29 protein-coding genes are annotated in these 26,613 nt (G+C 41.3%); 9 read left to right on the top strand and 20 right to left on the bottom strand.

Annotated features, from left to right (window positions below; genetic code table 11):
- Positions 1-3: 3 nt before the first annotated feature.
- Genes ACSSS3_RS18585 through miaA form a run of 3 tightly spaced genes read left to right on the top strand, consistent with a single transcriptional unit; the run spans position 4 to position 3,109 of the window.
- On the top strand, positions 4-1,350 hold the full coding sequence (locus tag ACSSS3_RS18585; protein ID WP_442845900.1) for an exonuclease domain-containing protein: 1,347 nt from the start codon (positions 4-6) through the stop codon (positions 1,348-1,350).
- Positions 1,351-1,362: 12 nt separating this feature from the next.
- Positions 1,363-2,208: an ion transporter gene (locus ACSSS3_RS18590; protein ID WP_442845901.1), complete on the top strand. Its 846-nt coding sequence runs from the start codon at positions 1,363-1,365 to the stop codon at positions 2,206-2,208.
- Positions 2,201-3,109 (top strand): tRNA (adenosine(37)-N6)-dimethylallyltransferase MiaA, encoded by a 909-nt coding sequence (gene miaA, locus ACSSS3_RS18595; RefSeq protein ID WP_442845902.1) that lies wholly within the window; start codon positions 2,201-2,203, stop codon positions 3,107-3,109. The genes ACSSS3_RS18590 and miaA overlap by 8 nt, the downstream gene beginning before the upstream one ends.
- Positions 3,110-3,132: 23 nt before the next feature.
- Here the strand turns inward: miaA and ACSSS3_RS18600 are convergent, their stop codons facing one another.
- From ACSSS3_RS18600 to ACSSS3_RS18660, 13 genes are all read right to left on the bottom strand, one after another.
- Positions 3,133-3,852, bottom strand: coding sequence for a response regulator transcription factor (locus ACSSS3_RS18600; RefSeq protein WP_099646622.1), 720 nt, complete (start codon positions 3,850-3,852; stop codon positions 3,133-3,135).
- Positions 3,853-3,856: 4 nt separating this feature from the next.
- Positions 3,857-5,428: a sensor histidine kinase gene (locus ACSSS3_RS18605; protein WP_442845903.1), complete on the bottom strand. Its 1,572-nt coding sequence runs from the start codon at positions 5,426-5,428 to the stop codon at positions 3,857-3,859.
- 66 nt (positions 5,429-5,494) lie between these two features.
- A complete protein-coding gene (coaE, locus tag ACSSS3_RS18610; protein ID WP_442845904.1) occupies positions 5,495-6,088 on the bottom strand; it encodes a dephospho-CoA kinase in 594 nt (197 codons plus the stop codon).
- Entirely contained in the window at positions 6,085-7,026 is a 942-nt protein-coding gene (locus ACSSS3_RS18615) for a CdaR family protein (RefSeq protein WP_442845905.1), read from the bottom strand. Before ACSSS3_RS18615 ends, coaE begins: the two co-directional genes overlap by 4 nt.
- A 23-nt stretch (positions 7,027-7,049) precedes the next feature.
- Entirely contained in the window at positions 7,050-8,048 is a 999-nt protein-coding gene (locus tag ACSSS3_RS18620) for a glycosyltransferase (protein WP_442845906.1), read from the bottom strand.
- Between the two features lie 147 nt (positions 8,049-8,195).
- Positions 8,196-9,020, bottom strand: coding sequence for an enoyl-ACP reductase FabI (locus tag ACSSS3_RS18625; protein ID WP_442845907.1), 825 nt, complete (start codon positions 9,018-9,020; stop codon positions 8,196-8,198).
- 38 nt (positions 9,021-9,058) lie between these two features.
- A complete protein-coding gene (gene recN / locus ACSSS3_RS18630; protein WP_442845908.1) occupies positions 9,059-10,711 on the bottom strand; it encodes a DNA repair protein RecN in 1,653 nt (550 codons plus the stop codon).
- A gap of 252 nt (positions 10,712-10,963) precedes the next feature.
- Positions 10,964-11,848, bottom strand: a complete 885-nt coding sequence (locus ACSSS3_RS18635; RefSeq protein WP_442845909.1) for a DUF4835 family protein — start codon at positions 11,846-11,848, stop codon at positions 10,964-10,966.
- On the bottom strand, positions 11,841-13,052 hold the full coding sequence (coaBC, locus tag ACSSS3_RS18640) for a bifunctional phosphopantothenoylcysteine decarboxylase/phosphopantothenate--cysteine ligase CoaBC (protein WP_442845910.1): 1,212 nt from the start codon (positions 13,050-13,052) through the stop codon (positions 11,841-11,843). The genes ACSSS3_RS18635 and coaBC overlap by 8 nt, the downstream gene beginning before the upstream one ends.
- Positions 13,053-13,054: 2 nt before the next feature.
- Entirely contained in the window at positions 13,055-13,378 is a 324-nt protein-coding gene (locus ACSSS3_RS18645) for a DNA-directed RNA polymerase subunit omega (protein ID WP_228229455.1), read from the bottom strand.
- A gap of 19 nt (positions 13,379-13,397) precedes the next feature.
- Positions 13,398-14,189, bottom strand: a complete 792-nt coding sequence (locus ACSSS3_RS18650; protein WP_228229456.1) for an outer membrane protein assembly factor BamD — start codon at positions 14,187-14,189, stop codon at positions 13,398-13,400.
- 51 nt (positions 14,190-14,240) lie between these two features.
- Positions 14,241-15,122 carry a 4-hydroxy-tetrahydrodipicolinate synthase gene (gene dapA / locus ACSSS3_RS18655; RefSeq protein WP_442845911.1) on the bottom strand — a complete coding sequence of 294 codons (882 nt, stop codon included), beginning with the start codon at positions 15,120-15,122 and terminating at the stop codon, positions 14,241-14,243.
- 1 nt (position 15,123) lies between these two features.
- Complete coding sequence (locus ACSSS3_RS18660; RefSeq protein ID WP_442845912.1) at positions 15,124-15,639, bottom strand: DUF6913 domain-containing protein; 516 nt, start codon at positions 15,637-15,639, stop codon at positions 15,124-15,126.
- Positions 15,640-15,712: 73 nt separating this feature from the next.
- On the opposite strand from ACSSS3_RS18660, the gene ACSSS3_RS18665 reads away from it, so the two are divergent.
- Both ACSSS3_RS18665 and ACSSS3_RS18670 read left to right on the top strand, forming a co-directional pair.
- A complete protein-coding gene (locus ACSSS3_RS18665; protein WP_442845913.1) occupies positions 15,713-16,462 on the top strand; it encodes a 5'-nucleotidase C-terminal domain-containing protein in 750 nt (249 codons plus the stop codon).
- Positions 16,463-16,464: 2 nt separating this feature from the next.
- Positions 16,465-17,376: a bifunctional metallophosphatase/5'-nucleotidase gene (locus ACSSS3_RS18670; protein ID WP_442845914.1), complete on the top strand. Its 912-nt coding sequence runs from the start codon at positions 16,465-16,467 to the stop codon at positions 17,374-17,376.
- A 1-nt stretch (position 17,377) separates the two neighbouring features.
- On the opposite strand, the gene ACSSS3_RS18675 is transcribed toward ACSSS3_RS18670, so the two are convergent.
- The 6 genes from ACSSS3_RS18675 to ACSSS3_RS18700 all read right to left on the bottom strand — a co-directional run bounded on the left by ACSSS3_RS18675 (position 17,378) and on the right by ACSSS3_RS18700 (position 22,845).
- Positions 17,378-18,067, bottom strand: coding sequence for a hypothetical protein (locus ACSSS3_RS18675; protein ID WP_442845915.1), 690 nt, complete (start codon positions 18,065-18,067; stop codon positions 17,378-17,380).
- A 107-nt stretch (positions 18,068-18,174) separates the two neighbouring features.
- On the bottom strand, positions 18,175-18,864 hold the full coding sequence (locus ACSSS3_RS18680; RefSeq protein ID WP_442845916.1) for a hypothetical protein: 690 nt from the start codon (positions 18,862-18,864) through the stop codon (positions 18,175-18,177).
- A gap of 48 nt (positions 18,865-18,912) precedes the next feature.
- Positions 18,913-20,904 (bottom strand): NAD-dependent DNA ligase LigA, encoded by a 1,992-nt coding sequence (gene ligA, locus ACSSS3_RS18685; protein WP_442845917.1) that lies wholly within the window; start codon positions 20,902-20,904, stop codon positions 18,913-18,915.
- A 24-nt stretch (positions 20,905-20,928) separates the two neighbouring features.
- Positions 20,929-21,522, bottom strand: a complete 594-nt coding sequence (locus ACSSS3_RS18690) for a TIGR00730 family Rossman fold protein (RefSeq protein ID WP_442845918.1) — start codon at positions 21,520-21,522, stop codon at positions 20,929-20,931.
- Entirely contained in the window at positions 21,519-22,364 is an 846-nt protein-coding gene (prmC, locus tag ACSSS3_RS18695) for a peptide chain release factor N(5)-glutamine methyltransferase (RefSeq protein WP_442845919.1), read from the bottom strand. Before prmC ends, ACSSS3_RS18690 begins: the two co-directional genes overlap by 4 nt.
- The gene (locus tag ACSSS3_RS18700) at positions 22,354-22,845 is read right to left on the bottom strand and encodes a GNAT family N-acetyltransferase (protein ID WP_442845920.1); all 492 of its coding nucleotides are present in this window, start codon (positions 22,843-22,845) and stop codon (positions 22,354-22,356) included. Before ACSSS3_RS18700 ends, prmC begins: the two co-directional genes overlap by 11 nt.
- Before the next feature lie 35 nt (positions 22,846-22,880).
- Here ACSSS3_RS18700 and ribD point away from each other — a divergent pair, with 35 nt between their 5' ends.
- Genes ribD through ACSSS3_RS18720 form a run of 4 tightly spaced genes read left to right on the top strand, consistent with a single transcriptional unit; the run spans position 22,881 to position 26,018 of the window.
- Entirely contained in the window at positions 22,881-23,927 is a 1,047-nt protein-coding gene (gene ribD, locus ACSSS3_RS18705; protein WP_442845921.1) for a bifunctional diaminohydroxyphosphoribosylaminopyrimidine deaminase/5-amino-6-(5-phosphoribosylamino)uracil reductase RibD, read from the top strand.
- Positions 23,924-24,538: an HAD family hydrolase gene (locus tag ACSSS3_RS18710; RefSeq protein ID WP_442845922.1), complete on the top strand. Its 615-nt coding sequence runs from the start codon at positions 23,924-23,926 to the stop codon at positions 24,536-24,538. Before ribD ends, ACSSS3_RS18710 begins: the two co-directional genes overlap by 4 nt.
- Positions 24,535-25,410, top strand: a complete 876-nt coding sequence (locus ACSSS3_RS18715; protein WP_442845923.1) for an EamA/RhaT family transporter — start codon at positions 24,535-24,537, stop codon at positions 25,408-25,410. Before ACSSS3_RS18710 ends, ACSSS3_RS18715 begins: the two co-directional genes overlap by 4 nt.
- Positions 25,410-26,018 (top strand): IMPACT family protein, encoded by a 609-nt coding sequence (locus ACSSS3_RS18720; RefSeq protein ID WP_442845924.1) that lies wholly within the window; start codon positions 25,410-25,412, stop codon positions 26,016-26,018. Before ACSSS3_RS18715 ends, ACSSS3_RS18720 begins: the two co-directional genes overlap by 1 nt.
- Here ACSSS3_RS18720 and ACSSS3_RS18725 read toward each other — a convergent pair.
- Positions 26,015-26,413 carry an acyl-CoA thioesterase gene (locus ACSSS3_RS18725; RefSeq protein ID WP_442845925.1) on the bottom strand — a complete coding sequence of 133 codons (399 nt, stop codon included), beginning with the start codon at positions 26,411-26,413 and terminating at the stop codon, positions 26,015-26,017. The two genes, ACSSS3_RS18720 and ACSSS3_RS18725, sit on opposite strands and share 4 nt — an antisense overlap.
- Positions 26,414-26,613 lie beyond the last annotated feature (200 nt).

Below are 26,613 nucleotides of genomic sequence, written 5' to 3' on the forward strand. Positions count from 1 at the left end.
TTTATGTACGCAATACTCGATCTCGAAACCACAGGAGGCAAATACAATGAAGAAGGCATTACCGAGATTGCTATCTATAAATTTGACGGGCACGAGATCGTAGATCAGTTTATTAGCCTGGTAAATCCCGAACGCCCCATTCAGGCTTTTGTAGTGGGCCTTACCGGGATCAATAACCAGATGCTGCGCAATGCCCCCAAGTTTTATGAAGTTGCCAAAAGGGTTATTGAGATCACTACAGACTGTATCATCGTGGCGCATAACGCACAGTTTGATTATCGCATCCTTCAGCTCGAGTTTGATCGTTTGGGTTATGATTATCAGCGTAAAAGTCTTTGCACGGTAGAACTTGCTCAGGAGCTCTTGCCCGACCAACAAAGCTACAGCCTCGGAAAACTGGCCCGTAACCTTGGAATTCCGGTCACAGACCGGCATCGTGCAAATGGAGACGCTCTGGCGACTGTAAAACTTTTTAAAATCCTGCTGGCCAAAGACACCCAGAAAAAAATCATTCAGGAGTCTGTAAAACTCAATCCCAAAAAACAGCTTGACACCAAATTGCGGGACTTAATTGAAGAAATACCCAGCCAGACCGGAGTCTATTATATGCATAATGCCAATGGCCGCGTAATTTATATCGGTAAAAGCCGAAATATGAAAAAGCAGGTCAATCAACATTTTACGAGCGATAATCAGAAATCAAAACGCATTCAGAACGAGGTGGAAGCCCTGAGTTACGATGAGACGGGAAGCGAACTCGTTGCTTTACTCAAAGAACATGAAGAGGTTAAAAAGATAAAGCCTCACCACAACAGAGGTGCAAGGCGTGCTAAGTTTAAAGCCCAGCTGGCCAGCTTTTACGATGAACAGGGTTATCTCAATTTACGGGTTGAAAAAGCTGACCGCACCAAAGCCTGTATCACGACCTTCTCGACTATACCTTCGGGTCTGGCGTATCTGGGGCGTATGGCTGAGCAATATGAGCTGTCTCCAGACAAAATAGGTTTAAAAGATGTAGATGAGAATTCTAGCTGTACAGATTCTCCGGAAGTTTATAATGCAAAAGTTCAGCACTTTATAAATGCACACACGTTAGTAGGTAAAAACCAGATCATAATTGACCGCGGGCCCTCACGGGATGAACGGAGTGCTATTTTAATCGAAAACGGTAGCTTTAGAGGACTGGGCTATTACAACCTCAATCATCAGATTACCAATCTTGATATTCTGGAACGCATCATAACCGCTATGAAAGATTCTCAGGACGCCAGACATATCATTCAAAGCTATCTGCGCAACCGTAAGGTCATTAAGATTATTGAGCTTCAGGAATTGAATAACCCGGACTAATCCCATTTTAAGTTGATTGAATCTGCAAAACATACCTGGCGCTCCAAACTTCATGAAATTATTTATGAAGCCGACACACCTGCAGGAAAAGCTTTTGATGTCGTATTGCTCATTCTCATTTTCCTGAGTGTTGTTTTGGTAATGCTTGAAAGTGTTTCCAATCTCCAGATTGAATATGGAAAATACTTTTACATTGGAGAATGGATCATTACCATTTTCTTCAGCATCGAATATATTTTGCGGGTTATTTCGATAAGAAAACCTTCGGCATACATTTTTAGCTTTTACGGCCTCATCGATTTTATTTCTACCATTCCGCTTTATTTATCTTTCTTTATTGTGGGTACTAATGCCTTGCTGACCATTCGGGCATTGCGCTTGCTACGGGTTTTTAGAATTTTAAAAGTCACCCGTTATATTGGTGAAGGAAACAAACTGGCCAAAGCCCTTAAAGACAGCAGACCAAAAATTTTGGTATTCCTCTTTGCCGTAATGATTCTTTCAGTAATCGCGGGTACACTGATGTACATCGTAGAAGGTCCGGAACATGGTTTTAAAAGTATACCGGTAAGTGTATATTGGTGTATTGTAACGCTAACGACGGTAGGGTTTGGGGATATCGCCCCAGTGACGGCTTTGGGCCAATTTATAGCAACCGTAATCATGATTATGGGTTATGGAATCATTGCGGTACCTACAGGTATTGTGAGTGCAGAAATGGCTAAAGGAGAAAATCCTGAACCCGATTCAAAAAAACTGCACTTAAACACACAGGTTTGCCACAACTGCGGCGCCCGTAAGCATCAGGATCAGGCCAAATATTGTCACAACTGCGGAAACATTCTGCATTATGACTAAAATCTTACTCGCCGTAGTAGGCCCCACGGGAATTGGTAAAACCGCTTTAGGAATAAAGCTTGCCAGAAAATTTAATACCGAAATACTTTCGGCAGATTCCAGACAATTTTTTAAAGAAATGAATATAGGTACGGCAGTACCATCTCCTGAAGAATTGAATGCCGCCACGCATCATTTTATTCAGCACATATCAATTTCTGAAGAATACAATGTAGGATTATTTGAAAAGGAAGCCCTTGCTAAACTGGATGAACTTTTCAGGAACAACACTTATGCGGTTATGGTTGGTGGCTCCGGATTGTATGTTGATGCTGTTGTAAATGGCCTGGATTCATTTCCTGATGTTGACGAAAAGGTCAGAACACTTTTAAAATCAAGGCTTCGAACAGAAGGAATAGAAAGCTTGCAGAATGAGTTAAAAATGCTGGACCCATATCAGTTTGACAATATGGATGTCAACAATCCACAAAGACTTATAAGAGCTCTTGAAATAAGTATAGGTACAGGAAAACCCTATTCCTCATTTACCGCAAAAAAGCGGGTTAAACGCCCCTTTCAAACGCTTAAAATCGGACTCACGGCAGAGCGAAAAATCATCTACGACCGCATTAATAAACGTGTAGATCTTATGATTGCAAATGGCCTGGTTGAAGAAGCCAGAGCCCTATATCCTAAAAAGCATCTCAATGCCTTACAGACTGTAGGTTACCGGGAGTTATTTACCTACTTTGACGGTGATTGTGATTTAGAAACCTCAATTGCGGAAATCAAAAAAAATACACGCCGGTTTGCCAAACGGCAACTAACCTGGTATCGCAGGGATGACTCTATACTTTGGTTTGAGTACACAACTCCTGTTGAAGAAATTACCAGGGCAATAGAAAAAAAAGTGTCTCTGTAGCAGAGACACTTTTTCTTTTACCACTATTTCTTTTCTTCTTCATTTTTAACCACAAGGCGGAAACCTTCACCGTGAATGTTAAGTATTTCTACAGAATCATCACGCTTCAGATACTTACGTAATTTGGCGATATACACATCCATACTTCTGGAAGTAAAGTAGTTGTCATCACGCCAGATCTTAGTAAGAGCAAGCTCTCTGGGCATCAAATCATTTTCGTGCAGGGCCAAAAGGCGCAGCAGTTCGTTTTCCTTTGGAGAAAGTTTATTAGGTTCCTCATCTTTATAGGTAAGGAAACGCAATTTTGAATTCAGGAAGAAATTACCTATCTGAAACTCAAACTGTTTGCTGTCTGCAACAGAATCTGTCGCTTTGCGCATCATAATTGCTTTGATTTTCATCAACAAAACCTCACTATCAAAAGGCTTGTTCAAATAATCATCTGCACCTACCTTATAGCCTTTAAGTACATCTTCTTTCATCGCTTTTGCGGTTAAGAAAATAATAGGCACATCTTCGTTCTTCTCCCGTATTTCTTTAGCTAAAGTAAAGCCATCTTTATAAGGCATCATTACGTCAAGAATGCAAAGATCAAAATCGTCTTTCTTAAATTTCTCAAAGCCTTCCATTCCGTTTTTTGCGTGCGTGACGTCGTAATCGTTCATAGAAAGATAGTCTTTAAGGACTGTTCCAAAATTTGGATCATCTTCTACGAGTAAGATTTTTTTGTTTTCTGTTTCCATGTGTTTAAGATATTAGTGGTAATTTAATTATAAAGGTGCTGCCCTTTCCTTTCTCGCTCTGTACCCAGATTTGACCTGCGTGGTCCTCTACAATACGTTTTGCATACGAAAGACCAAGACCATGACCTTTTACGTTGTGAATATCGCCGGTGTGTTCGCGATAAAATTTGTCAAATATTTTCTTCTGAACCTGCTTGCTCATCCCGTCTCCCTGATCTTTTATCTTAATCAGAATAAAATTCTTCAGATTTTCGGTATAGATATCGATCTTAGGAGGCTCTGACGAGTATTTTACTGCATTATCCAGAATGTTAACCAATACATTGGTGAAGTGTGACTCATTTGCAAGTACCGATGATTTAACAGCTCCTAAATGCTGTTTTACATAGCCCTCGCGGTCTTCAACCAATAATTCGATGTGTGTTACCGCATCTTCAATAAGATCGTGTAGTTTAACACGCTCTTTTTTGATATCAAGTTCATTTTTCTCCAGTTTCGAAATACGCAATACATTCTCAACCTGTGCGTGCATACGCTTATTCTCCTCACGAATCATACCCATATACCGGTTAAGCATTTCTGGGTTGCCCGATATTTTAGGATTGCGTATCGCATCGAGCGCAAGATTTATCGTGGCGATAGGTGTCTTAAACTCGTGCGTCATATTGTTGATAAAATCAGTCTTGATCTGTGAGATCTGGCGCTGCTTTACCAACTGCTGTAAGGCACTGCTGTAGGCAATAACAATAATTAAGGTAAAAAGTATACTCAATCCTCCCATTCCTACTACCGATGACACCACATACTTTTTCTCCCCGGGAAAATTAGCTACCAACTGGTAATCACTGTTGCCTTCACTGTCTGAAAAGAGGGGTACACTAAAATTCTGCTCGGGAGATTCGATATCAAAATCATCTGAGCGTACATTGGTAACCAGATTATTGCTGTAGATGGCAAATGCAAAACGCGTATCCATATCCCGTTCTGCGAGTTCCATCGTCAACAAACGCGTAATCTCTTCTTCAGAAACCCTTTTGTGTATGGGTATCTTCCGTGTGATGTACATCACTGCCTGCTCGATATTAAAACGCTCAATATCACTTAAATCTGACATTCTGTTTAGAATAGTCGTACGATTAACATCGGTTTTATCGATGTCGTTTTTATCAATAATCTGCGTGTATTGTCGCTGCAAATAGCGCTTAAAGCGTATGCTGTCTACTTCATAATCCAGCACCGGTGCACTGAGCTTGTAATTTTGCTCTACAATGCTGTTTCTAAAAATCTGAGATTCGTTTGTAAGACTGTCTTCTGTTTTATAAACCAAATCATACAAACTAATATCATCGGGAACACCCAGGCTATCACGTATGCGTAAAATAGGATTATACCAGGTATTTACTTCTTTGATTTGAATTTCGCGGGAAACTTCTTTCAAAACCTGTTTGGCGTTAAAAGCAAACTGACCGCGCTTGGCTTCGATGCTGTTTGAAATCCAGTAGCCCTGAACGAAAATGATACCTATGAGCGACAGGCTCATAAGCACAACCAACAAGACAAATAGATTTTTATTCATAGGCCCAAATGTATAATTTTAACATTTAAGGCTTTGGTGGTTTAACCAAATGTTAACAAGAACAACCTATGTATTTATGCGGCCTCCCAGTAGTTTGTAATGAATAATTTCGGCCTGCTTCCTGCTATCCTGAAGCGCTATGTTCTCAATCACAAAATCTGCAAGCGGAATCTTTCGATCATCACTCCACTGCTTACTCATTCTTTCTTTTACCGCTTCGGCAGAAGTACCATCCCGTTCTACCACCCGGGCAATACGTAAATCTTCGGGAGCTGTGACCAAAATAACAGCATCACAATCTGCAGCATTTCCATTTTCAAAAAGAATGGCAGCTTCTTTTAAAACATAAGGAGCCTCTTGCTCCTGAACCCAAGATCTAAAGTGCCTGCCTACAGCCGGGTGTACTATCGCGTTTAAAGCATTAAGCAAATCGGTGTCTTTAAAAACACGTGAGGCGACAAATCCCCTGTCGAGTGTATCGCCTTTATAGGCCTGCTCTCCCAGGAGTTGGATTATTTTTTTCTTTAGTTGTGGAGTATGCATCAATGCTTTTGCTTCTGCATCAGCATAATATACCGGGATCCCAAACCGCTCTTGAAAATAACGCGCGATCGTCGTTTTACCACTGCCTATACCTCCCGTTACACCTACTATTTTCATTTGATAAGCAGGTATTGAACTGTACTTTCACTCAGACGGATATCACGCACAAAATCCGGCGCCTGAGCAATCTGAGGAGTTAATGAGGTAGACACGCTGTCTGTTTCCTTAAAATCGACCACAATTCTAAAATCTGAAGATTTTACCTGTTCGTAATTGGAAAGGTTTACATTAAAAATAACGTTGATGCGCTTAGGAAATACTTTTGCCGAGATCCCGGCAGGCACATTTATAAGTTGAAGCGGTACAGTTACCGAACCTTCTGTAAATTTATCGACTTCTAACCTGTAGGCTACCTGATTGGGAATCAACTCGACCAATGGAATTTTTTTAAAAAGACTCACCGGTAAATTCCCTTCCTGATTTGCCCTGATCTCATCCAGTTTAATCTGTGTAACCACCCGGGCGATGGTATCCAGTTCGGTCTTAGGACCGCGCACCAAAACACTATCAGGGTCTAAAACTAATCCTTCCATACTCCCGTAACCTGCTGCAAAAGTGATCTCTTCCCTAATTTCTATGGGTACGCGTTTTTCAAAATTTCGGTCTAAATCAAAGAAAACCGTATCCGGCTTAAACGCAGTGATCGTGCTACCGCTCAAACTGCCTTTTAACGCATCGTTTTCATTATTGAAAACATAAAAGTAACGGTCCTTTTTACGGGATAATGCCGAAAGATCAATGGGGAAATCCTGCGAAAAAAAACGGTATTTAAAATAATCATAACCGCTGGCCTTGCCGGTCACTTTTACATTCTTTGCAGAAGTAGACTTTAAAATAAGATCTTCTGATAGATTTTCGAACCGAAGCGGAATGGTAACCGAAAACGTAAAGTTTCTGTTGAGTTTAATCATTACCGAAATAGTCGCAGTTACCAGCAAAATGGTAATAAAAACCCGAAGGTTCGCTTTTCTGTTTTTGGCATTTCGGTTTGACATAAGAGTAGTATAGCGTTGTAAACTTAGTCAAAAAATAAGTGGGGAAAGCTTTGCCGGGGTTCCTTTTTGAGAAACCTGACCTTAAGAAAAGACTCTAAAAAACCTAAACCATAACCGGTAAATTGCACTAAAACTGCCACTACAGCAAGTAATCCCAGATATACACTTCGTGTCACCAGCGTAGCGTGAATAATGATGAGCATAAGATAGCTCAGCATAAGATATATGGGTGCCAAAAATCCCATAACGGCAACTACAAGACTTGCGATAACTCCAAATAAAAACACGGAAGGAAACCAAAACGTGATGCGCGCTGTTTCCGGATGCCAGCTTGTAAGTATGGGTCTCACCAGACCAAACTTACGTACCTGATTATAAAATTTGGACCACGAGATACGCCTTTTATGGTACACGAAAGCATTGACCAGAAGCCCTGACCGGTAACCCAATTTCCAGAGTCGTATAGATAAATCAGGATCTTCCCCGGGATGAATGTCTCCAAAACCTCCCGAAGCTTCAAAAGCAGCTTTGGAAATTCCCATATTAAAACTTCGGGGTTCAAATTTACCGGCTGCAGATTTTTTTCCCCTTATTCCTCCTGTGGTGAGAAGTGAAGTCATGCTGTAGTTGATAGCCTGTTGTAAGGGTTTAAAATCATCCCGTGCAGCATCGGGCCCTCCGTAAAAATCGCAATAGTCTTCAGAAAGTCTTTTATTTACCTCACTGAGGTATTGAGGTGGGACAACGCAATCACTGTCAAAAATGATAAAGTAGTTGCCTTTTGCGTTGCGCATGCCAAAATTACGCGAGTCACCGGGACCGGAATTTGCTTTGTAGAAATAGGAAATGTCCAAATCAGGAAAGCCTTCAACTACTTGTTCAGAGGTATCAGTCGAACCGTCCTCAACCAAAACCACTTCAAAAGGCTGCCTGTAGTCCTGCAAAACGAGACTTTGCAACAATTCGCGCACCTCGTCGGGACGGTTATAGACCGGTATGATTATCGAAAAAAATAAGCTCATAGGTATTTCTAGTCTGCTAAAGTACGGTAATATGTTCTCTTTAAATATGCTAAAGCGCCCCGCGACACAGCGCTTAGCCTAAATTAATTCATGAAAAATGCCCGAAAACACAAGGGTTTCGGGCATTATACTAGTATTCAATGTGTTTTATTTATCCTGCTTCTCTACGAAAGCTTCCATCACCGCATCGCTTACGCCCATATTGCTAAATCCACCATCGTGGAAAAGGTTTTGAAGCGTAACTTTTTTAGTAAGATCTGAAAACAGCGAAATGGTATAGTCTGCACAATCCTGTGCGGTTGCGTTGCCTAACGGACTCATTTTTTCGGCATAGGCCATAAAACCGTCAAAACCTTTAACCCCCTGACCGGCAGTGGTAGGAGTTGGTGATTGTGAAATGGTGTTTACACGCACTTTTTTATCACGGCCAAAGAAATACCCGAAGCTTCGTGCAATGCTCTCCAAATAAGCTTTGTTATCTGCCATATCGTTATAATCCGGGAATACACGCTGCGCTGCCATATAGGTAAGGGCAACAATACTACCCCACTCATTCATCGCATCTTGCTTGTATAAAACCTGCATAGTCTTGTGAAAAGACATCGCGCTTACATCTGTTCCTTTTTGAGTCCAGTCGTAATTCTGATCGGTATAGTGCTTGCCTTTGCGCACGTTGATAGACATCCCGATACTGTGAAGTACAAAATCAAGCTTTCCGCCCAATTCTTCTACTGCTCCGGCTACCAGTTTCTCCAAATCCTCTACAGATGTTGCGTCTGCAGGAATAATTTTGGAACCTGTTTTTTCGGCCAGTTTATTTATTGATCCCATTCGCATAGCGATGGGAGCATTGGTAAGAACAAAGGTACCCCCTTCTTCGTGAACACGTTCTGCGGTTTTCCAGGCAATAGAATTTTCATCTAATGCCCCAAAAATAATACCTCGTTTTCCCTTAAGTAAATTATAAGACATAATAGTTGTTTAATTTAAGTCGTCAAATATACATTTTATTAATCAAGAAGTTGTCTTGCGTGCTCAAAAGCCGACTCAGAAGTAGCCTTGCCCCCCAGCATTTCTGCCAACTCTGCAATACGCTCTTCTTTGGTCAAAGCCCGTATGGCCGTTGTTGTTTTTTGATCTTTATCTTCTTTATAAACCTTAAAATGCGAAGCACCCTGCCCTGCTATCTGAGGCAAATGCGTGATACTTAGCAATTGCATACGCGAACCCATAGCCTTCATAATACGACCCATTTTTAAAGCAACCTCACCACTGACTCCGGTATCAATTTCATCAAAAATTAAGGTTGGCAGATTGGCATAATCGCTTAAAACAGATTTGATCGCCAGCATAATTCGCGAAAGTTCTCCGCCTGAAGCCGCCTTCTTCAATTCCTGAGCCCGCATACCCTTATTTGCCGTAAACAGAAAATGCAACTCATCTTTACCATTCTCCAGGAATGCCGTGCTATCGGTGAGACTTACCTCAAAACGCGCATTAGGCATACCTAAATCAATCAGAATTAAACGCAGGCGCTCGGTAAGGGCCGGCAAAATTGCCTTACGCTGTGACGTAAGTTTTTTAGCCAGTTCTTCAAGATCTAGCCTGGCCTGAGCAATTTCGCGTTCAAGCCTTAAAATATCGGCATCAAGATTATTTAAAGATTGTACCTCTTCATCAAGTTGCTCCCGAATGTTGATTAACTCCTCGACCGTATCGACCTGATGTTTCTTTTGTAAATCAAAAATCAGCTTTAAGCGGTTTTCCACTTTAGCAAGTTCTTCAGGATCACTTTCGGTATCTGAGGCCAGATCATTTATAGTCTCTGCAATATCTTCCAGCTCTATATGTGCAGCCTCCAGCCTGCTGCTGAGCTCACTAAACTGATTCCCGAAACCGGCAAGTTTTGATAGTTTTACCTTAACCGCCAGCAACAGATCATTAACTCCCAGCTCTTCCTGACCGAGGGTTTGGTAAGCTTCTGCCAGAGATTCGGTTATGACTTCGACATTATTTAAAGTTTCAAAAGAAGATTCAAGACTTTCCTGCTCGCCCGCCTTTAAATTTGCTGCAAGCAATTCTTCAAGCAAATAGGACTTATATTCTTCTTCTTTTTGGGCTTCCTCTTTGAGTTTACGCAGTTTTTTGAGGTCCTGCTCTTTTTTTCGATAAGACTTATATAAAAGTTTGTAAGCCGAAAGGATTTCTGCATTTTCAGCAAAGGCATCAATCACCTGAAACTGAAAGTCCAGACCCGTCACCTCAAGCGTCTGGTGCTGGCTGTGAATATCTACCAGTCTTTCGCCCAGAGCACTTAATTGCTGCAGGGTTACCGGAGTATCATTTACAAACGCCCGGCTCTTCCCACTGGGTAAAATCTCACGGCGAACAATAGTAGTAGACTCGTAATCCAGATCTTCCTGTTCAAAAAGCTTTTTGAGATCATACGATTGAATATTGAAATGCGCCTCGATTACGCACTTATCTTCCGGATTACCAATACTGCTTAAATCGGCACGCTTTCCTAAAATTAAACCTAAAGCGCCCAGCAATATAGACTTACCGGCTCCCGTTTCACCGGTAATTACCGTAAAGCCCTCTGTAAACTGAAGCTGTACTTCTTCAATTAAGGCGTAATTTTTTATGTGTAGTTGACTTAACAATGTATTTATTTGGCTTTTTTATATGAAAAAACTCCAGTTATGGCAAATGCCAGACCCGATCCCGCTAGTACTCCTCCCAAAAAACCCATCAGGTCACCTGAAGAAAAATTTAAAATTAATATGCCTGAAACCAACGATACTATTCCCAGAAGACGGACTTTATTCATGATAATCAATACTAAATTAAACAAGATCTACGCAAGCTAAAGATACTCTTGAACATTCCAAAAATAAGCGGATAGTTTTATTGTTTTATAATTTAATCTGCTGCCAGTAGGTAGATTTTGTAGGCGCCACTTTATTAAGTACAGAAACCAGATTACTTATATTTACCTGCGGCCCTCCCGAAAAAATAGCAGCAATTTCTTCTGCCTTTGAGTCAAAAAATACCCGTGTCAGAAAATTATTGGGACGGCTGTTATAGAGCTGGTTAAAAAGCGTAAGGCTTACCGCAATAGATTGTTTGGCCTCCCGTTCGCTTTGGGCCATATAGTCAAGGCCGTTACGGTGATAGGCATACATGGCATCAAAAAACTCCCTGAAATTGGGAGAGAGTAAATCCTGATTAAGACGATAGCGCGACTGGGTTCCACTTTGTGCAGACCAGCCGTCACTTACCTGTTGTTGTGCCGTATTAATAATCTGCTTGGCCTCTTCAAAATAAGGTTCTCCGGCGCCCAATTCGTATGATGCCGCATCAAGACCTATAATGGTGTAGGCATAAAAAGCCAAAACCGAAATAAGATTAGAATCAAACGTATTTGCATTGTAATTGAGTGGTTGAAACTCGGTATACTGAAAATTGAACTGCCGGTCGTTAAAGTTTAAAATCGGTGTGTTGTAGGTACTGTTATAAACCGGGCGGGACGACTGTACCTGAATTGTTGCTGTAAAAAAGTCTGAATTGATGTTAGATACGATGATAGCCAGGCTGCAATCTATTTTTTCCTGCTGTTTCATATTGAGATCTGTCCAGCTGGTTTTATTCATAAACTCTGTAATCTCTGATTGCAGGGTTCTAAATACCTGCAGATTGCTTTGACCCGTTTGCTCTGCGTTGATACTTACCGTGCAATTGAGTTCCTGAGCTTGCAGGCTCCAGGTAAGGATCGAAAGAATAAAGAGCAGTTTACGCATACCGTTTTTGTTGTATTAATTGAAACAGGTCCTGAGCAACCGCTTCCTTAGCCTTCAGTTCCTGCGGAAGGATCTCACCTTCCCGGGTGATGAAAGTTACTTTATTTGTTTCGGTTTTAAAACCTGCTCCGGTGTCGTTTAGCGAATTGAGTACTATGAGATCCAGATTCTTGCGCGACAGCTTTCCTTTTGCATTTTCCACCTCATTTTCAGTCTCAAGGGCAAAACCCACCAGAAACTGATTTTGCTTGTGCTCTCCCATATATTTTAAAATATCGGGAGTAGGCTCGAGATTGATTTGAAGCGACGCAGACTGTTTCTTGATTTTTTGATCAGCAACGGCTGAAGGGCGATAATCTGCTACAGCAGCTGCTGCAATGGCAATATCTGTATCCGGATATTGAGACTTAACGACCTGAAACATCTCCTCCGCAGAAGTAACATCAATACGTTCAACGCTTTTATGTGTCAATTTTAAATGCGTGGGACCGCAAACCAATACCACCGAAGCACCCAGAGATGCCGCTGCTTCAGCTATTGCAAAACCCATTTTCCCGCTGCTGTGATTGCCTATAAAACGCACCGGATCTATGGCTTCGTATGTAGGCCCCGCGGTAATCAGGACCTTTTTCCCACGCAATTGAAGCTTTCCTGCAATATCTTCCTCAATAAATGCGACAATGTCTTCGGGCTCTGCCATTCTTCCTTTGCCCTCAAGACCGCTGGCGAGCTCTCCGCTTGTAGCGGGGATCATAACGTTTCCGTACGAAATAAGCTTTTCAAAAGACTGTGAAGTACTGGGATGCCTGTACATATCCAAATCCATCGCAGGAGCAAAATATACAGGACATTTCGCAGATAAATACGTGGCAAGCAAAAGGTTGTCTGAAGCCCCTGACGCCATCTTAGACAGGGTATTAGCCGTAGCAGGTGCAATAACAAAGAAATCGGCCCAAAGGCCGAGTTCTACGTGATTATTCCAAACGGCATTTTCATCTTCGTCGTTTGTGAAAGAAGAAAGTACCGGGTTTTTAGATAAGGTTGAAAGGGTAAGTGGGGTAACAAACTCTTTGGCATCTGGTGTCATCACCACACGCACTTCTGCTCCGGCTTTGATAAAGCCTCTAACCAAAAAAGCCGCTTTATAAGCAGCTATCCCGGCGGTTACTCCAAGTAAAACTTTTTTACCGCTTAAAACAGACATGACTACTGTTTTGTAGTCGTGTCGCGGTAGTAGATTTTATCTTCTAACCACTCCTGTACTGCCATTGCGTGAGGCTTTGGCAAACGCTCGTAGTATTTAGATACTTCAATCTGCTCCTTGTTCTCAAAAATTTCTTCAAGGCTATCGCTGTAGGTAGCAAACTCATCAAGCTTCTCTAAAAGTTCACGCTTGATTTCGGTGTTGATTTGGGTCGCACGTTTAGCAATGATTGAGATGGCCTCATAAATGTTTCCGGTAGGAGCATCAATCTCACTTCTGTTGAAGGTAACGGTATTTACGGGTGCATCAAGGTTTTTAACGTCCATGGTATTCGCTTTAAATTAATTAGGAATAATTTTCTAAAATAGCATCAATATCTTCTCGTAATGCATCGGCTTGTTCACGGTATTCTCCTTCGGGAAAGTAACGTATTAAAGTTTCATACATTTCAATAGCTTCATTTAATCGCGGTTTTACGAGTACATTTATACTTTTGGAACCGTATTGATACTGAGAATCAAATTTATAAAACAATGCGGCTTCCCGAAAGGGTGAACCGGGATAATCTGATAAAAAGTCGTCGAAGGCAGCAATTGCCGTAGGATAATCCATAATCTTATGCCATCCTTTGGCAATTTCGTAGGACTTCTTCTGCAATTTTACACTCAACTCCTGAATGCGATCACTGGCATCATCGGCATATTCAGACTCAGGATATGCGGTGATAAACAGCTGTAACTGGTCAAGACCTTTCTCGGTCTCGCTCTGGTCGAGCTGGTAATTTGGTGACAGAGCAGCATAACTCATCGCTGCCTTGTACTGCGCCTCTTCAGCCTTCTGAGAATCGGGATAGGAAGATACAAAACGATCAAACTGATATCCGGACAGGTAATAATCTCCTACCTGATACAACGCATCTGCATTGAGGAACATAATACGTTCGGCCTGTGGCTTACCGCGATAGGATGGAACAATTTGATCCCAAAGTTTAAGGGATTTGCGGTATTTCCCAATATCATATAGCGAATCAGCAAAAGCATACTTCGCTCCCATATCTTCAGATTTTAAAATCTTTTGATATTCACTACAGGAGGCCAGTGTTAACACTGCTAAAACTACCGGGATTGTCTTCTTCATTAAGCTTAAAAACATCGTGCAAAAATAGGTTTTTTCTAAAGATTACAAAACTTAAAGACCGTTGTCTTGAAGGTATGTTGCAATATCCTGTTTTAAAGCTTCAGTCGCAGCCATCAAAGGGAGTCGCACCACATCTTTACAAAGCCCTTTGTGTGCCAGTAAAGCCTTGATTCCTGCGGGGTTGCCTTCAGCAAAAATTAAATCTGTAGCGCGCATTAATTTATAATGTTTAGCATAAGCCGTTTCAAAGTTCCCGCTTAAACCTTCACGCATCATACTTGAGAAAATCTCAGGTAAGCCCTGCCCAAGGACCGATATGACGCCTTCTCCCCCAACACTAACGGTAGGTAACGCAATCATATCGTCTCCCGAAAGGACCAAAAATCCTTCGGGACGGTCTTTTATAAGGCGCATCATCTGGGTAAGATCACCCATTGCTTCCTTGACTCCTATTATATTTGATTCGGTATTAGCCAGTTTAATAACCGTTTCAGGCAACACGTTGCTACCCGTTCTACCCGGAACATTGTAAAGGATGACAGGCAACTTTGAAGCTTTTGCAACCTGTGTATAATGTGCAAAAATACCTGCCTGAGATGGGCGGTTATAGTATGGAGAAACCGAAAGAACAGCACTAAAGGCTGAAACATCCTTCTTCTTCAAAGACTCTGTAAGCGCGGCGGTGTTATTCCCTCCTGCCCCTAAAACCAGGGGTAAGCGACCGGCATTAACTTCAACGGCTTTTTTGATGACCAACTGTTGCTCTTCGGCATTTAATGTGGCATTTTCGGCTGTAGTGCCCAAAATCACCAAATATTCGGTGCCACCTTCAATATTATACTCGATGATTTTAGCCAGAGCATCAAAATCAACTGAATAATCGTCATTAAATGGTGTTATCAATGCAACACCTGTTCCTTTTAACTCGTGCATGCTAATCTATGCGGTTTACAATTTTCAAATATTTAATAACCTCAGCTTTAAAAACTTCGGGTTGATCAGGACGTGTCTGTATGCTCAAATCCTGAAAACAGTCTGAAGCCTCTTGCTGAAATCCGACCTTAAAAGCTGCCTGGGAGCTGGCTTTTAAAAAGTCCAAAAATACATTTTCTCTTTGGTAATAACTGATTAAGAATCTAAAAGGTTTTGCACTAAAATCACTAAGATTTACAGTTTTGACAGCGCCCCAAAGGCTAAAATCAGAATTCGAGAAACACAGTACTTCAGCGGTATGGCTATTCTGCTTATTTTTAGAATATGCCAAAATCTCTACCGCAGCCTCGGCAGACAGAGCGCTTGCCAGTTTTTTTAGAAATTCAAAATCAGAAAACTCATCTGCATTAACCAGAATCCCTATTCGCTCTTCGAATGCAACTCCCCTCTTCTGAGAATCAGTATTACGAAGAATTTCGAGCTTTCTTTTAATGAAATTCTGTCTGCTTAAATACAAAACATCTACTTTTGTTAGGCGACAAATGTACTTAATTCTACCACACCACAAATCCCCTAAAAAATTCTTACGTATGCATAAAAAGTTTTTCCTGCTGAGTGCACTTTTTGCTCTTGTTGCCTGTAAACAATCACAGGTTACGCTTAAGGCTATAGAAGGGACTCAACTTGCAATTACAGACAGCCTTGCTCAAGATCAGGAAGTTCTTGATTACATAGCTCCTTATCAAAAACACATTAGCGAAGAAATGAGCGCAGTGCTTGCTTATGCCCCACAAAGCCATTCAAAAACCGAAGGCCCCTACAACACCGCCATCGGAAATATGATGGCAGATGCGGTTTACGAATTAAGCAACCCCATTTTTAAAAAGCGTACCGGCAATGCCATAGACGGTGTTCTTCTTAACCACGGTGGGATCAGATCTACGCTAAATGCCGGCGAGGTTACCATGCGCACCGCTTACGACATCATGCCTTTTGAAAACAGCATTATTGTTGTCGAGCTCACAGCAGACAAAGTGCGGGACATGTTTACCTACCTTAAAAGCGGAAAGGCTCATCCCATCGCCAATATGCAACTTGTTTTGACTGAAGACGATTCTATTGTGAAGGCAACTGTAAATGGCAAACCTGTTGAGGACGGACAAACCTATTTTATTGCCACTAATGACTACCTGAGACAGGGCGGAGACGGAATGGTGTTTTTTGCAGATCCGGTAAGCGAAACCGTTCTTGATTACAAGGTTCGCTCGGTCCTGATCGATTATTTTAAAGAAAAAGATACCATTGCACCGGTACGCGACAACCGTTTTATAAAGGAATAATTATGGAAAGAAGATCGTTTTTAAAACAAACCTCGATAGCTACAGCTGCATTTTCGGTATTACCGGCTTTTGAAACTTTTGGTGCTAAGGCTGAAACTAAAAAAATCACTATCCTGCATACCAACGACGTGCACAGCCACATCGAACCTTTTCCGGCAACTGATGCCTCTTTTGCCAATCAGGGTGGTGCAGCACGCAGACTCAGCCTGATAAACCGTATACGACAGGAAAATCCTGATGTACTCCTGCTCGACGCCGGTGATATTTTTCAGGGAACTCCTTATTTCAATTTTTATGGAGGCGAATTGGAGTTTAAACTCATGAGTATGATGGGTTATGACGCAGCAACTATTGGTAATCACGACTTTGACAACGGAGTTGATGGCCTGGCGAAACAAATGCCGAATGCTTCCTTTAAATTGATCAGTTCCAATTATGACTTTTCAAATACAATTATGGAAGGTCTCACAAAACCCTATGAGATTTTTATTAAAGACGGAATAAAAATCGGCGTCTTTGGTTTAGGCATTCAGCTTAAAGGGCTTGTAACCGAAGCTTTATCTAAAGAAACTCAATATCTCGATCCATTAGAAATCGCTCAGGATATGACGCGCAAACTTAAACACGAGGAAAAATGCGATCTGGTCATTTGCCTTTCACATCTGGGGTATGAATACCGTTTTGATAAAATTTCTGACGTAAAACTTGCCCAAAATACACAGGATATCGATTTAATTATAGGAGGTCATACGCATACGTTTCTCCCCAAACCTGTGGTTTTACAAAACAAAGCGGGTCGTGATGTACTGGTAAATCAGGTAGGATGGGCCGGCATTAATCTGGGAAGAATTGATTTCGAATTTACAAGCTCAAAATCAGCTAAAACCGCTTCATCTGCCGTGATACGCGTCTAACCTAGTAATAATCGCGTTCATCTGAACGCACTTTAATAATCTTCACAAAATAAGAGCTTACAGCCGTTTTATGTACGCAAATTGCAACGTTTAGCGTAGCCAGCATTAAACTTATATGTATACTATAATAATATAGAAAGCCCAGGATGCATTCTACAAGTAAGGACGCCGCTATGATGTACAGGTGTATGTTATAAGGATGTCGGTTACGTAAAGGAATCACGGTACATATAATTGTAAATATCCAAAGAAGCGAAGCTCCAATTATAAAAAGCACTTTGTTGGGTACATAGTGGTAAAATACCAAAATCAGATGCCCAATCAGGTAAGTGCAGAAAATCACCCCCAGAATTGGCTCGATGAGGATATTATTTTTCATTTCCTGAGGTTTTATCTTTAAAACCGGAACAAATGTGATCAACATCATAGCCGTAGCTATAATGAAGTAAAAAATAACCTCGTTGAAATGGGCGTTAAGATCTTTTAGAAAATAAATTTCAGCAATTAACGCAGAAACCTGAAAAATCAAAAACACCAGATTGTGCTTTTTGGTAGATGCGTAGTAGTATAAGTAAAAAAATAAAACATATACAGGTTTTACGTAAAAGCCCAGAAAAAGATCAACATTAGAAACAATTATAAACAAAAGGCTGCTTGCTAATGCGAGATACCAATATTTTGTGGGACTCATAAACTAACGCTGTTTCAAAGCGAAAAATAACACCTATTATCGATATATCAAACTAATTAACAAGCAAATGGTTTTTACTTGTAAGAACTATCTCACTTCAAGATTATTTATAAAAAATCATCTGATGTACTGAGAATTTGATCTTTTCTAATTAAGAAAACGGCAATAACCCATTTCAAAATAAGCATACTCATCATCGAAAGAGTAAGTATCAATATGTGATCCCATAAAAATGTGTGGATAAACATCGTTGGAGCCATAATGGCCATAGAGCCACCCATTATAAAAAGTAATGAATTCTGTGGATGTCTGTTTTTAATTGGAATAATTGTACAAAAGAAAATCCAGCTCAGGAGGGCGGCAAAACCAATGAAAAAAACCGTGTAATTGGGTATTTTCTCAAAAATCATTACAAGAAGCTCCCAAAAAATTAAAAGCATCCCCAGCACCCCTAAAAGCGGGCCAAGCAAAATATCTAATTCAAACTTTAGAGAGGCATTACGCATCAGCGGCCAAAGGTGATAAATCATAGTCAAAGTCGCCAACGTATAACAACTCAAAACCAGTTCGAAATAATACTTAAAATCAATCAAAAAGAATACTTCATTAATAAGCTCACATCCAAAGAAAAGAAGTAAAAAGTAATTATGCTTGTGAATATTAAGGAAGTAGAATAGATAAATCAGGATAACACCCAGAGGGTGCAGGTAAAAGTAACTCTGCGAATTATAGGCAAGCAAAACTATCTCGAGAATACCCAAAATTAAATAAACATACAAAAGTAATTTACCGCGCATCCCAGTGGTTGAATTCGATTCTAAGCTTTCTGAAGCAATTGATATGAATTATAACATGTTTAAGAACTCATCTTCCGAAATAATGCTTATCCCAAGCTTTTCGGCCTTCTCCCGCTTGCTGGGCCCCATGTTTTCTCCCGCAACCAGATAATTTGTTTTTGCAGAAATACTACCGGCTGCTTTACCTCCATTATCTTCAATACGTTTTTTGAGATCGCTGCGCGAAATTTTTTCAAAAACACCCGAAATAACGAAAGTCTTACCTTTTAATTTATCAGTTTGATTCTCCAGAACCGAAGCATCAAGTTCTAACTGCAATCCGTAGTCCTTCAAACGGCTTATCAATTCCCGGTTTCGTTCTTCAGCGAAAAAACCAACCACACTTTCCGCTATGCGATCACCTATTTCATCTACAGCAGTAAGTCGCTGCGCGTCTGCTTCAGCCAATGCATCAATGGTCCTGAATTCTTTAGCCAATTTTCGGGCTACGGTTTCGCCCACATAGCGTATGCCCAGTGCAAATAAAACCCGCTCAAAAGGCACCGCTTTTGAAGCTTCAATACCTTTAATTAGATTATCTGCGGACTTTTCTGCCATACGCTCAAGAGGCAGTAGTTGTTCTTTTTTCAGTTTATAGAGGTCCGCGTAATTTTGGATTAAACCGGCGTTAACCAAAAGAGCTACAGTCTCCCCCCCAAGCCCTTCAATATCCATTGCTTTTCTGGAAATAAAATGCTGAATACGGCCAATAATCTGCGGAGGACATCCCATATCATTGGGACAGTAATGCTGAGCCTCGCCTTCTTCCCTAACCAGGGGCGTATCGCACTCAGGGCAGTTTGTAAGATATTGAGTAGGCTCAGACTTAGGATTGCGCTTTTCAAAATCAACCCCCACAATTTTCGGTATAATTTCTCCGCCCTTTTCTACAAAAACGGAATCTCCTTCCCGTATGTCTAGCTTTTCGATCTGATCTGCATTATGCAAGGAAGCTCGTTTTACTATAGTACCCGCAAGTTGTACCGGAGTTAGATTTGCCACCGGAGTGATTGCGCCGGTGCGCCCTACCTGATAGGTGATTTTCTCCAGAACTGTTTCAGCCTGCTCGGTTTTAAATTTATAAGCCATTGCCCAGCGCGGAGCTTTGGCCGTATAGCCCAACTCTTCCTGCTGCTGCAAATCGTTAACCTTTATCACTACCCCATCGGTTTCGTAAGGTAAATCATGACGATGCTCGTCCCAATGTTCTAAAAACTTGAGGGTTTCTTCGGTTGAGGCGGTTACCTGAGCAACTTCAGGCACTTTAAAACCCCAGGAACGTGCTTTTTCCAGACCCTCAAACTGGGTCTTAAAATTGAGATTTTCTCCTTTTATACTATACAAAAGACAGTCTAAAGGTCTTTTTGCGACCTCAGCACTATCCTGCAATTTTAGGCTTCCCGAGGCCGTGTTACGCGGATTGCTGTACGGCTCTTCTCCGGCTTCCACCCGTGCTGCATTCATTTCAGCAAAACCGGCCAGCGGTAAAATGATTTCACCTCGTATATCAAATTTAGCGGGATAATCACCTTTTAAACGAAGTGGAATACTGCGTATGGTTTTTACATTATTCGTCACATCATCCCCCTGAAAACCATCTCCCCGGGTAACGGCTCTAACCAGTTTACCGTCTTCGTAAGTAAGACTTATTGAGGCACCGTCATATTTGAGTTCACAAACATATTCGACCTTGCCTTCGACCATTTTTTTTATGCGCTTTTCCCAATCTTCAAGGTCTTCCCGGGAATAGCTGTTATCCAAAGAGTACATACGATACTCGTGTCGCACGGTCTCAAAGTTTTTGGTAACCTCACCTCCTACCCGCAATGTGGGCGAACTCGCATCATAAAACTCCAGGTGCTCCGCTTCAAGTTGCTGAAGTTCCTTTAACTTTTGATCAAAAACATAATCTTCAATCTCAGGCTTATCGAGCACATAATAATTGTGATTATGCCTGCGCAATTCTTCTCGTAACTCCTGTATTTTTTTTTCTATGCTCATAAGTATAGGGTAAGCTAAGCGTAACTAACTATTTTCCGGCTTCAAAAATTTTGAAGAAAAATCAGGTTCAAAATGCTCCATCGCATTTAAAAGGCGGTTGATATCTGTATCTACCAAAAGAAGATCCCGGTTTTCCTGCTTTAAAAATCCACGGGATACCATCTCGTCTAGCATGCTTATGAGGGCATCGTAAAAACCATTGGTATTGAGTAGTCCTATGGGCTTGTGATGCAGACCCAGCTGACTCCAGGTTATGATTTCAAAAAGCTCCTCAAACGTTCCAAAACCTCCCGGAAGCGTGATAAAACCGTCACTCACTTCCTGCATTTTAAGTTTACGCTCGTGCATGGTTTCGGTTGTGATAAGTTCATCAAGACCGGTATGTACAATTTCTTTAGTCTTTAAAAATTCAGGGATAATACCTATTGCCTTACCTCCCGCGCCAAGGCAACTTTTTGCAACAGCTCCCATAATCCCCAGTTGCGAGCCGCCATATACGACTGCAATATTTCGCTCTGCGAAAATCTCACCCATACGTTTTGCTTCTTCAATGATTTTGGGATCATTGCCTTCGCTACTACCACAAAACACACAAATACGGGATACTTTAATACTCATAAACAAGCTTTTATCATTCTGGGTTTCCCGGCATAATCAAGCCGGAGTTCTACATTTTTAAAGCCATTCTCCTCAAAAAGGGAACGGGTTTCTTCAGCCAGATATTGATTGATTTCAACATACAACCTGCCGGAAGTATTCAATGAACTTTTTGCAAGTTCAGCAATTTTTCGGTAAAAAATAAGTGCATCGTGATCCTCAACAAATAAAGCCAAATGCGGTTCAAAATTCAAAACATTAGCCTGAATTTCGGTTTTCTCGAGATTACGTACATAGGGTGGATTAGAAATTATCACATCGTACTGTTTATCGAAACGCCCGGTTTCCAGAATATTTTGATGTAGCGTATGTATCTCAACGGCATTGATCTGGGCATTGTGTTGAGCCAGATACAAGGCTTCCTTAGAAACGTCAAGCGCATCTACCCGAGCCAGAGGCAGATGTTTTGCAAGGCTCACAGCAATGCAGCCGGAACCTGTACCAATGTCAAGAATACGCGCAGCAGTTTCGGCATCTGCGTCTTCGAGCGCCCATTCTACGAGTTCTTCGGTCTCCGGTCTGGGGATTAAAACGTTGGGGTTTAGAGCAAAATTCAATCCGTAAAACTCAGTTTGCCCCAGTATATACTGCAAAGGCTCGAAAAGCACCAGGCGTTCACGGGCAGCAAGAAGGTGATCGAGTTTTTTCAGTTTAATTTTTTTATCGGGATTTAAGAACACGTCAATATTGCGCAATCCCAAATAGGTTTCTATTAAAATTCTAAAGAAACTCTCAATTTCCTGAATGGGATACAGCGGGCTTAATCTTTTAAAAAAATGTTCTTTAAATTCTTTAAGCGTCATTTGTAAGATCTTTGAGCATATGCACCGGGCAGGCACAATGACCGGTATCCCCCATCGGCCCGTCTATGTGGTAAAAACCAGATTTTAAATACAACTGCTGAGCCGCCTGCATATACGGCATGGTTTCCAGATAAACCTTTTCAAAACCGGCGGTTCTGGCAAAATCAAGACAAGTTTGCATGAGTTGCTTACCTACACCTTTTCCTCTTAACGATGAATCGATATACATTTTTTGAAGTTCACATACAGGACCTTCATAATTTGCCAGAGGTGCTATCCCCGCACCCCCTAAAATATGGTCATCATCGGTCACTACAAAATATTGAGATGAAGCAGTATCGTAAGTCTCATACATACAGTCAAGAGCCGCATCTGCATAAGCAGTGCCGACCTTGGGCACGCCCATTTCAATTAAAATACTTCGCAAGACGGCGGCCAGCTCTTTATTATCAGCAGGTTGAACAGCCCTGATTTTCAACATCGTGTTTATGATTTTTAAATGCTAATTTTGAAGGCGTGAAGATACACGAAAAATACATGGCGCGCTGTCTGCAACTGGCAAAAAATGGGCTTGGAACCACCTATCCAAACCCCATGGTAGGCGCTGTAATTGTACACAACGAAAAAATTATTGGTGAGGGATGGCATCAAAAAGCCGGTGAACCTCACGCCGAGGTTCATGCCATCAACAGGGTACACGCTAAAGAGCTTTTAAAGGAATCAACCATTTACGTGAGCCTCGAGCCTTGCAGCCATTTTGGAAAAACGCCTCCCTGCAGCGACCTTATCATCGCCAGCGGAATAAAAAAAGTTATTATAGGCAGTGTTGATCCTTTTGCGGCTGTGGCCGGAAGAGGCATCAAGAAATTACTTGATGCCGGTTGCGAAGTTGTGGTGGGTGTACTTGAAGAAGCCTGCAAAACATTGAATAAACGCTTTTTTACTTTTCATAACCAAAAAAGGCCCTATGTGCTTTTAAAGTGGGCCGAAAGCAACGATGGTTTTATAGCTCCCAATCCTGAAGACCGAAAAAACCGTGGACCGGTATGGATTACCACCCCGGCAAGTCGCCAGGTCGTACACAAATGGCGGGCTGAGGAAATGGGCATTCTTACCGGAACAAATACCGTAGAGGCAGACAACCCCGCCCTTACTACACGGGACTGGGCGGGACCATCACCCACCCGTATAATTCTCGATCGCAAGCTGCGACTGGCTAAGTCCTCTGCGGTTTTCGATGGAAAACGGCCTACATTAGTTATTACGGAAGCTGAAGTCGAAGATGCACACAACCTTAAATACCCCAAGGCCGATTTTAAAGAGGATTTACCCCGGCAAATTCTCGATATGCTCTATGCGGAAGGCCTACAATCTGTCATTATTGAAGGAGGAGCAAAAACCCTGGCTTCCTTTATTGAAGCCGGGTTATGGGACGAGGCCCGTATTTTTAAAGGAAGTGTCAATTTTATACGGGGTGTGACCGCTCCGCGTCTGGTTAATTCAACCCCCAGGAAGGTATCTAATTTTACCGGAGACCAACTCGCTATTCATTATAACGTATGATAAAAAATTTACTTTTCGACTTTGGTGACGTCTTTATCAATCTGGACAAAAAAGCGCCGGAGCTTGCCCTAAGTAAGTTGGGCATACGCGTTATTACCGAAGAAATGAACAACTGGCATAACAGTTATGAAAAAGGGCTGCTCACCACACAGCAGATTACCGAAAACTATCTGGAAAGCTTTCCGCAGCTCACCGCGTTTTCTTTTAAAAATGCCTGGAACAGCATCATTCTCGATTTCCCCGAACATCGTTTGAATTGGATATTAAAACTTGCAAAACAAAAAGACCATCGCCTGTTTTTATTGAGTAATACAAACGAAATGCACATAGAGCAGGTTATTAAAAACATGGGAGCTATCAGGTACTCCAGATTTCAAAATTGCTTTGAGCGCTTCTACCTTTCTCATCAAATCCTGATGCGAAAACCCGATTTAGAAATCTATGATTTCGTTCTGCAAAATGACAATCTGAAAGCTAGTGAAACCTTATTTATTGACGATACGCTTTTAAACGTTGCCGGAGCTGCTTCGATGGGCATTAAAACCTGGCATCTGGAACCCGGAAGAGATGATGTTACACAATTATTTAGCCTTAAAAAAGAATTGTTTTGATCTACTTGTTCCTAAGTATCCTGGCATCGAGCATCATTTTTTTGGTATTCAAACTTTTTGACACCTTCAAAATTAATACGCTACAGGCTATTGTTGTGAACTACCTCATAGCTGCAGCTTCCGGATTTTTGGCTTACGAAGGTTCTTTAGAGTTAAAATCAATACTTTCGAACTCCTGGTTACCGGGCACACTTTTTCTGGGAGTACTGTTTATTGTCATATTTAATCTTATGGCCATTACAACTCAGCGCAGCGGTCTTTCTGTAGTTTCTGTCGCAACCAAAATGAGCGTGGTTATCCCTATTTTATTTGGTCTTATCTACTATAAGGAAGCAAGTGGTATTTTAAAAATAACGGGGATTCTACTCGCTCTTATCGCTGTCTACCTTGCTTCAGTTAAAGAGGAAAACAAGACTCAAAAAGTCCCTAAAAACCTGCTTTTACCAATTTTGGTATTCCTGGGAAGCGGAATAATCGATACTTCCATCAAATTTCTGGAGGGCCGATACGTTTCCGAAGCAGACATTCCGCTCTTTTCTGCAATGATTTTCAGCTCCGCTTTCTGTCTCGGCATTCTTGCACTGCTTTATCAAATTTTGATTAAGAAAGAACGATTTGAAATCAAAAACCTGCTGGGCGGGATCGCACTGGGTATCCCTAATTACTTTTCCATTTACTTTTTGGTACGGGCATTACGGGCACCGGGGCTTGACAGCAGCACCGTTTTTACATTTAACAATATGGGTATTGTGATGCTGGCAACACTTATAGGACTGGTATTTTTTAATGAAAAACTTTCCCGCAAGAATTGGTTGGGAATTAGCCTTGCATTGTTTAGCATTGTACTTATAGCATTAGTAAAATCACGTTAATGCCCGAAATAAAAGACAGCTACAAAACCATTAAACGCCCGGGAGAGCCTACCCTTTTTAAGGACAAAGGCAGTAAATTTATAGGTCAGGCACATCCGGTTTTAAATGAGGCAGAAGTTGAGGCTGTAATTCAGAACTTAGGCTCTGATCACGCCAAAGCCTCTCACATTTGCTATGCCTGGCAGCTGGGCGTAAACTATGACAGTTATCGCGCCAATGATGATGGCGAACCCGGAAACTCTGCCGGGCTGCCTATATATGGCCAGCTTCAGGCTTTTGATTTAACCAATGTACTCGTTACCGTGGTGCGCTATTACGGCGGGACCAATCTGGGAGTAGGTGGTCTTATTCAGGCCTATAAAACCAGTGCGCAACAGGCAATAGAAGCTTCACAGATTGTTACCAAAACCATCAAACAAAAGCTCTATTTAAATTTTGACTATCCGCTGATGCATACCGTTATGCGCATTATTAAAGAAGAACAGTTAAAACCTGAAACCCAGGAAATGGGTTTAGATTGTAATTTCACCCTTCTCATACGCAAAAAAGATTTTAAACGCATCAAAAAGCGCTTTGAAACCGTTTATGGATTGACTGTAAAAATTTAAGCTTTAAGTTTATCGAGTACATATTTTGGACATCGGGTAGGTCTGTTTGTTTGCATATCTACAAATACCAAAGTCGTTTCTGCTTTTGTTAACAAAACACCCTCTTCATTGGTGATTTTATAATCAAAAATTATACTTGCGCCGGGTTGCTTTCTAAGTTCAATTTTAACACATAAAGTATCATCAAAATAGGCCGGTTTTAAAAAAGAAAACCTCATGTCATAAACAGGTAACATAACGCCGCTTTCTTCCATTTTTTTGTAGGAAATTCCTAAATTTTCAAGCCAATTTATACGCGCAAGCTCCAGATATACAGCATAATTAGCGTGATGCACCACCCCCATTTGATCGGTTTCTGCATAGCGTACTTTAACAAAGGTTTGGTGTGAATTCATAGAGTTATTAACAAGGTTTATTTGCGTGAAAAAAATAAAAAAGAGTATGCGTAAAAAAATCTAAAAATGCAATCCTAAATTCCTTTTTTATTACATATTTTGTTCACATATTTGCCTCGCACTGAATGAAACGAAGATCTCTTTATTTTCTCACTTTTCAGTTGATCTAAACCAAAAATAACTAAAACTTAGTCACAATA

It is taken from the genome of Leeuwenhoekiella sp. H156 (assembly GCF_052218455.1).
In the GTDB taxonomy this organism is placed as follows: domain Bacteria; phylum Bacteroidota; class Bacteroidia; order Flavobacteriales; family Flavobacteriaceae; genus Leeuwenhoekiella; species Leeuwenhoekiella parthenopeia.

What these genes read in the sequence shown, in the direction of transcription:
- ACSSS3_RS18585 (WP_442845900.1), top strand. Translation starts at nt 4, where the DNA reads ATGTACGCAATACTCGATCTCGAAACCACAGGAGGCAAATACAATGAA.
- miaA (WP_442845902.1), top strand. Translation starts at nt 2,201, where the DNA reads ATGACTAAAATCTTACTCGCCGTAGTAGGCCCCACGGGAATTGGTAAA.
- ACSSS3_RS18600 (WP_099646622.1), bottom strand. Translation starts at nt 3,852, where the DNA reads ATGGAAACAGAAAACAAAAAAATCTTACTCGTAGAAGATGATCCAAAT.
- ACSSS3_RS18605 (WP_442845903.1), bottom strand. Translation starts at nt 5,428, where the DNA reads ATGAATAAAAATCTATTTGTCTTGTTGGTTGTGCTTATGAGCCTGTCG.
- coaE (WP_442845904.1), bottom strand. Translation starts at nt 6,088, where the DNA reads ATGAAAATAGTAGGTGTAACGGGAGGTATAGGCAGTGGTAAAACGACG.
- ACSSS3_RS18615 (WP_442845905.1), bottom strand. Translation starts at nt 7,026, where the DNA reads ATGTCAAACCGAAATGCCAAAAACAGAAAAGCGAACCTTCGGGTTTTT.
- ACSSS3_RS18620 (WP_442845906.1), bottom strand. Translation starts at nt 8,048, where the DNA reads ATGAGCTTATTTTTTTCGATAATCATACCGGTCTATAACCGTCCCGAC.
- ACSSS3_RS18625 (WP_442845907.1), bottom strand. Translation starts at nt 9,020, where the DNA reads ATGTCTTATAATTTACTTAAGGGAAAACGAGGTATTATTTTTGGGGCA.
- ACSSS3_RS18635 (WP_442845909.1), bottom strand. Translation starts at nt 11,848, where the DNA reads ATGCGTAAACTGCTCTTTATTCTTTCGATCCTTACCTGGAGCCTGCAA.
- coaBC (WP_442845910.1), bottom strand. Translation starts at nt 13,052, where the DNA reads ATGTCTGTTTTAAGCGGTAAAAAAGTTTTACTTGGAGTAACCGCCGGG.
- ACSSS3_RS18645 (WP_228229455.1), bottom strand. Translation starts at nt 13,378, where the DNA reads ATGGACGTTAAAAACCTTGATGCACCCGTAAATACCGTTACCTTCAAC.
- ACSSS3_RS18650 (WP_228229456.1), bottom strand. Translation starts at nt 14,189, where the DNA reads ATGAAGAAGACAATCCCGGTAGTTTTAGCAGTGTTAACACTGGCCTCC.
- dapA (WP_442845911.1), bottom strand. Translation starts at nt 15,122, where the DNA reads ATGCACGAGTTAAAAGGAACAGGTGTTGCATTGATAACACCATTTAAT.
- ACSSS3_RS18665 (WP_442845913.1), top strand. Translation starts at nt 15,713, where the DNA reads ATGCATAAAAAGTTTTTCCTGCTGAGTGCACTTTTTGCTCTTGTTGCC.
- ACSSS3_RS18670 (WP_442845914.1), top strand. Translation starts at nt 16,465, where the DNA reads ATGGAAAGAAGATCGTTTTTAAAACAAACCTCGATAGCTACAGCTGCA.
- ACSSS3_RS18675 (WP_442845915.1), bottom strand. Translation starts at nt 18,067, where the DNA reads ATGAGTCCCACAAAATATTGGTATCTCGCATTAGCAAGCAGCCTTTTG.
- ACSSS3_RS18680 (WP_442845916.1), bottom strand. Translation starts at nt 18,864, where the DNA reads ATGCGCGGTAAATTACTTTTGTATGTTTATTTAATTTTGGGTATTCTC.
- ligA (WP_442845917.1), bottom strand. Translation starts at nt 20,904, where the DNA reads ATGAGCATAGAAAAAAAAATACAGGAGTTACGAGAAGAATTGCGCAGG.
- ACSSS3_RS18690 (WP_442845918.1), bottom strand. Translation starts at nt 21,522, where the DNA reads ATGAGTATTAAAGTATCCCGTATTTGTGTGTTTTGTGGTAGTAGCGAA.
- prmC (WP_442845919.1), bottom strand. Translation starts at nt 22,364, where the DNA reads ATGACGCTTAAAGAATTTAAAGAACATTTTTTTAAAAGATTAAGCCCG.
- ACSSS3_RS18700 (WP_442845920.1), bottom strand. Translation starts at nt 22,845, where the DNA reads ATGTTGAAAATCAGGGCTGTTCAACCTGCTGATAATAAAGAGCTGGCC.
- ACSSS3_RS18710 (WP_442845922.1), top strand. Translation starts at nt 23,924, where the DNA reads ATGATAAAAAATTTACTTTTCGACTTTGGTGACGTCTTTATCAATCTG.
- ACSSS3_RS18720 (WP_442845924.1), top strand. Translation starts at nt 25,410, where the DNA reads ATGCCCGAAATAAAAGACAGCTACAAAACCATTAAACGCCCGGGAGAG.
- ACSSS3_RS18725 (WP_442845925.1), bottom strand. Translation starts at nt 26,413, where the DNA reads ATGAATTCACACCAAACCTTTGTTAAAGTACGCTATGCAGAAACCGAT.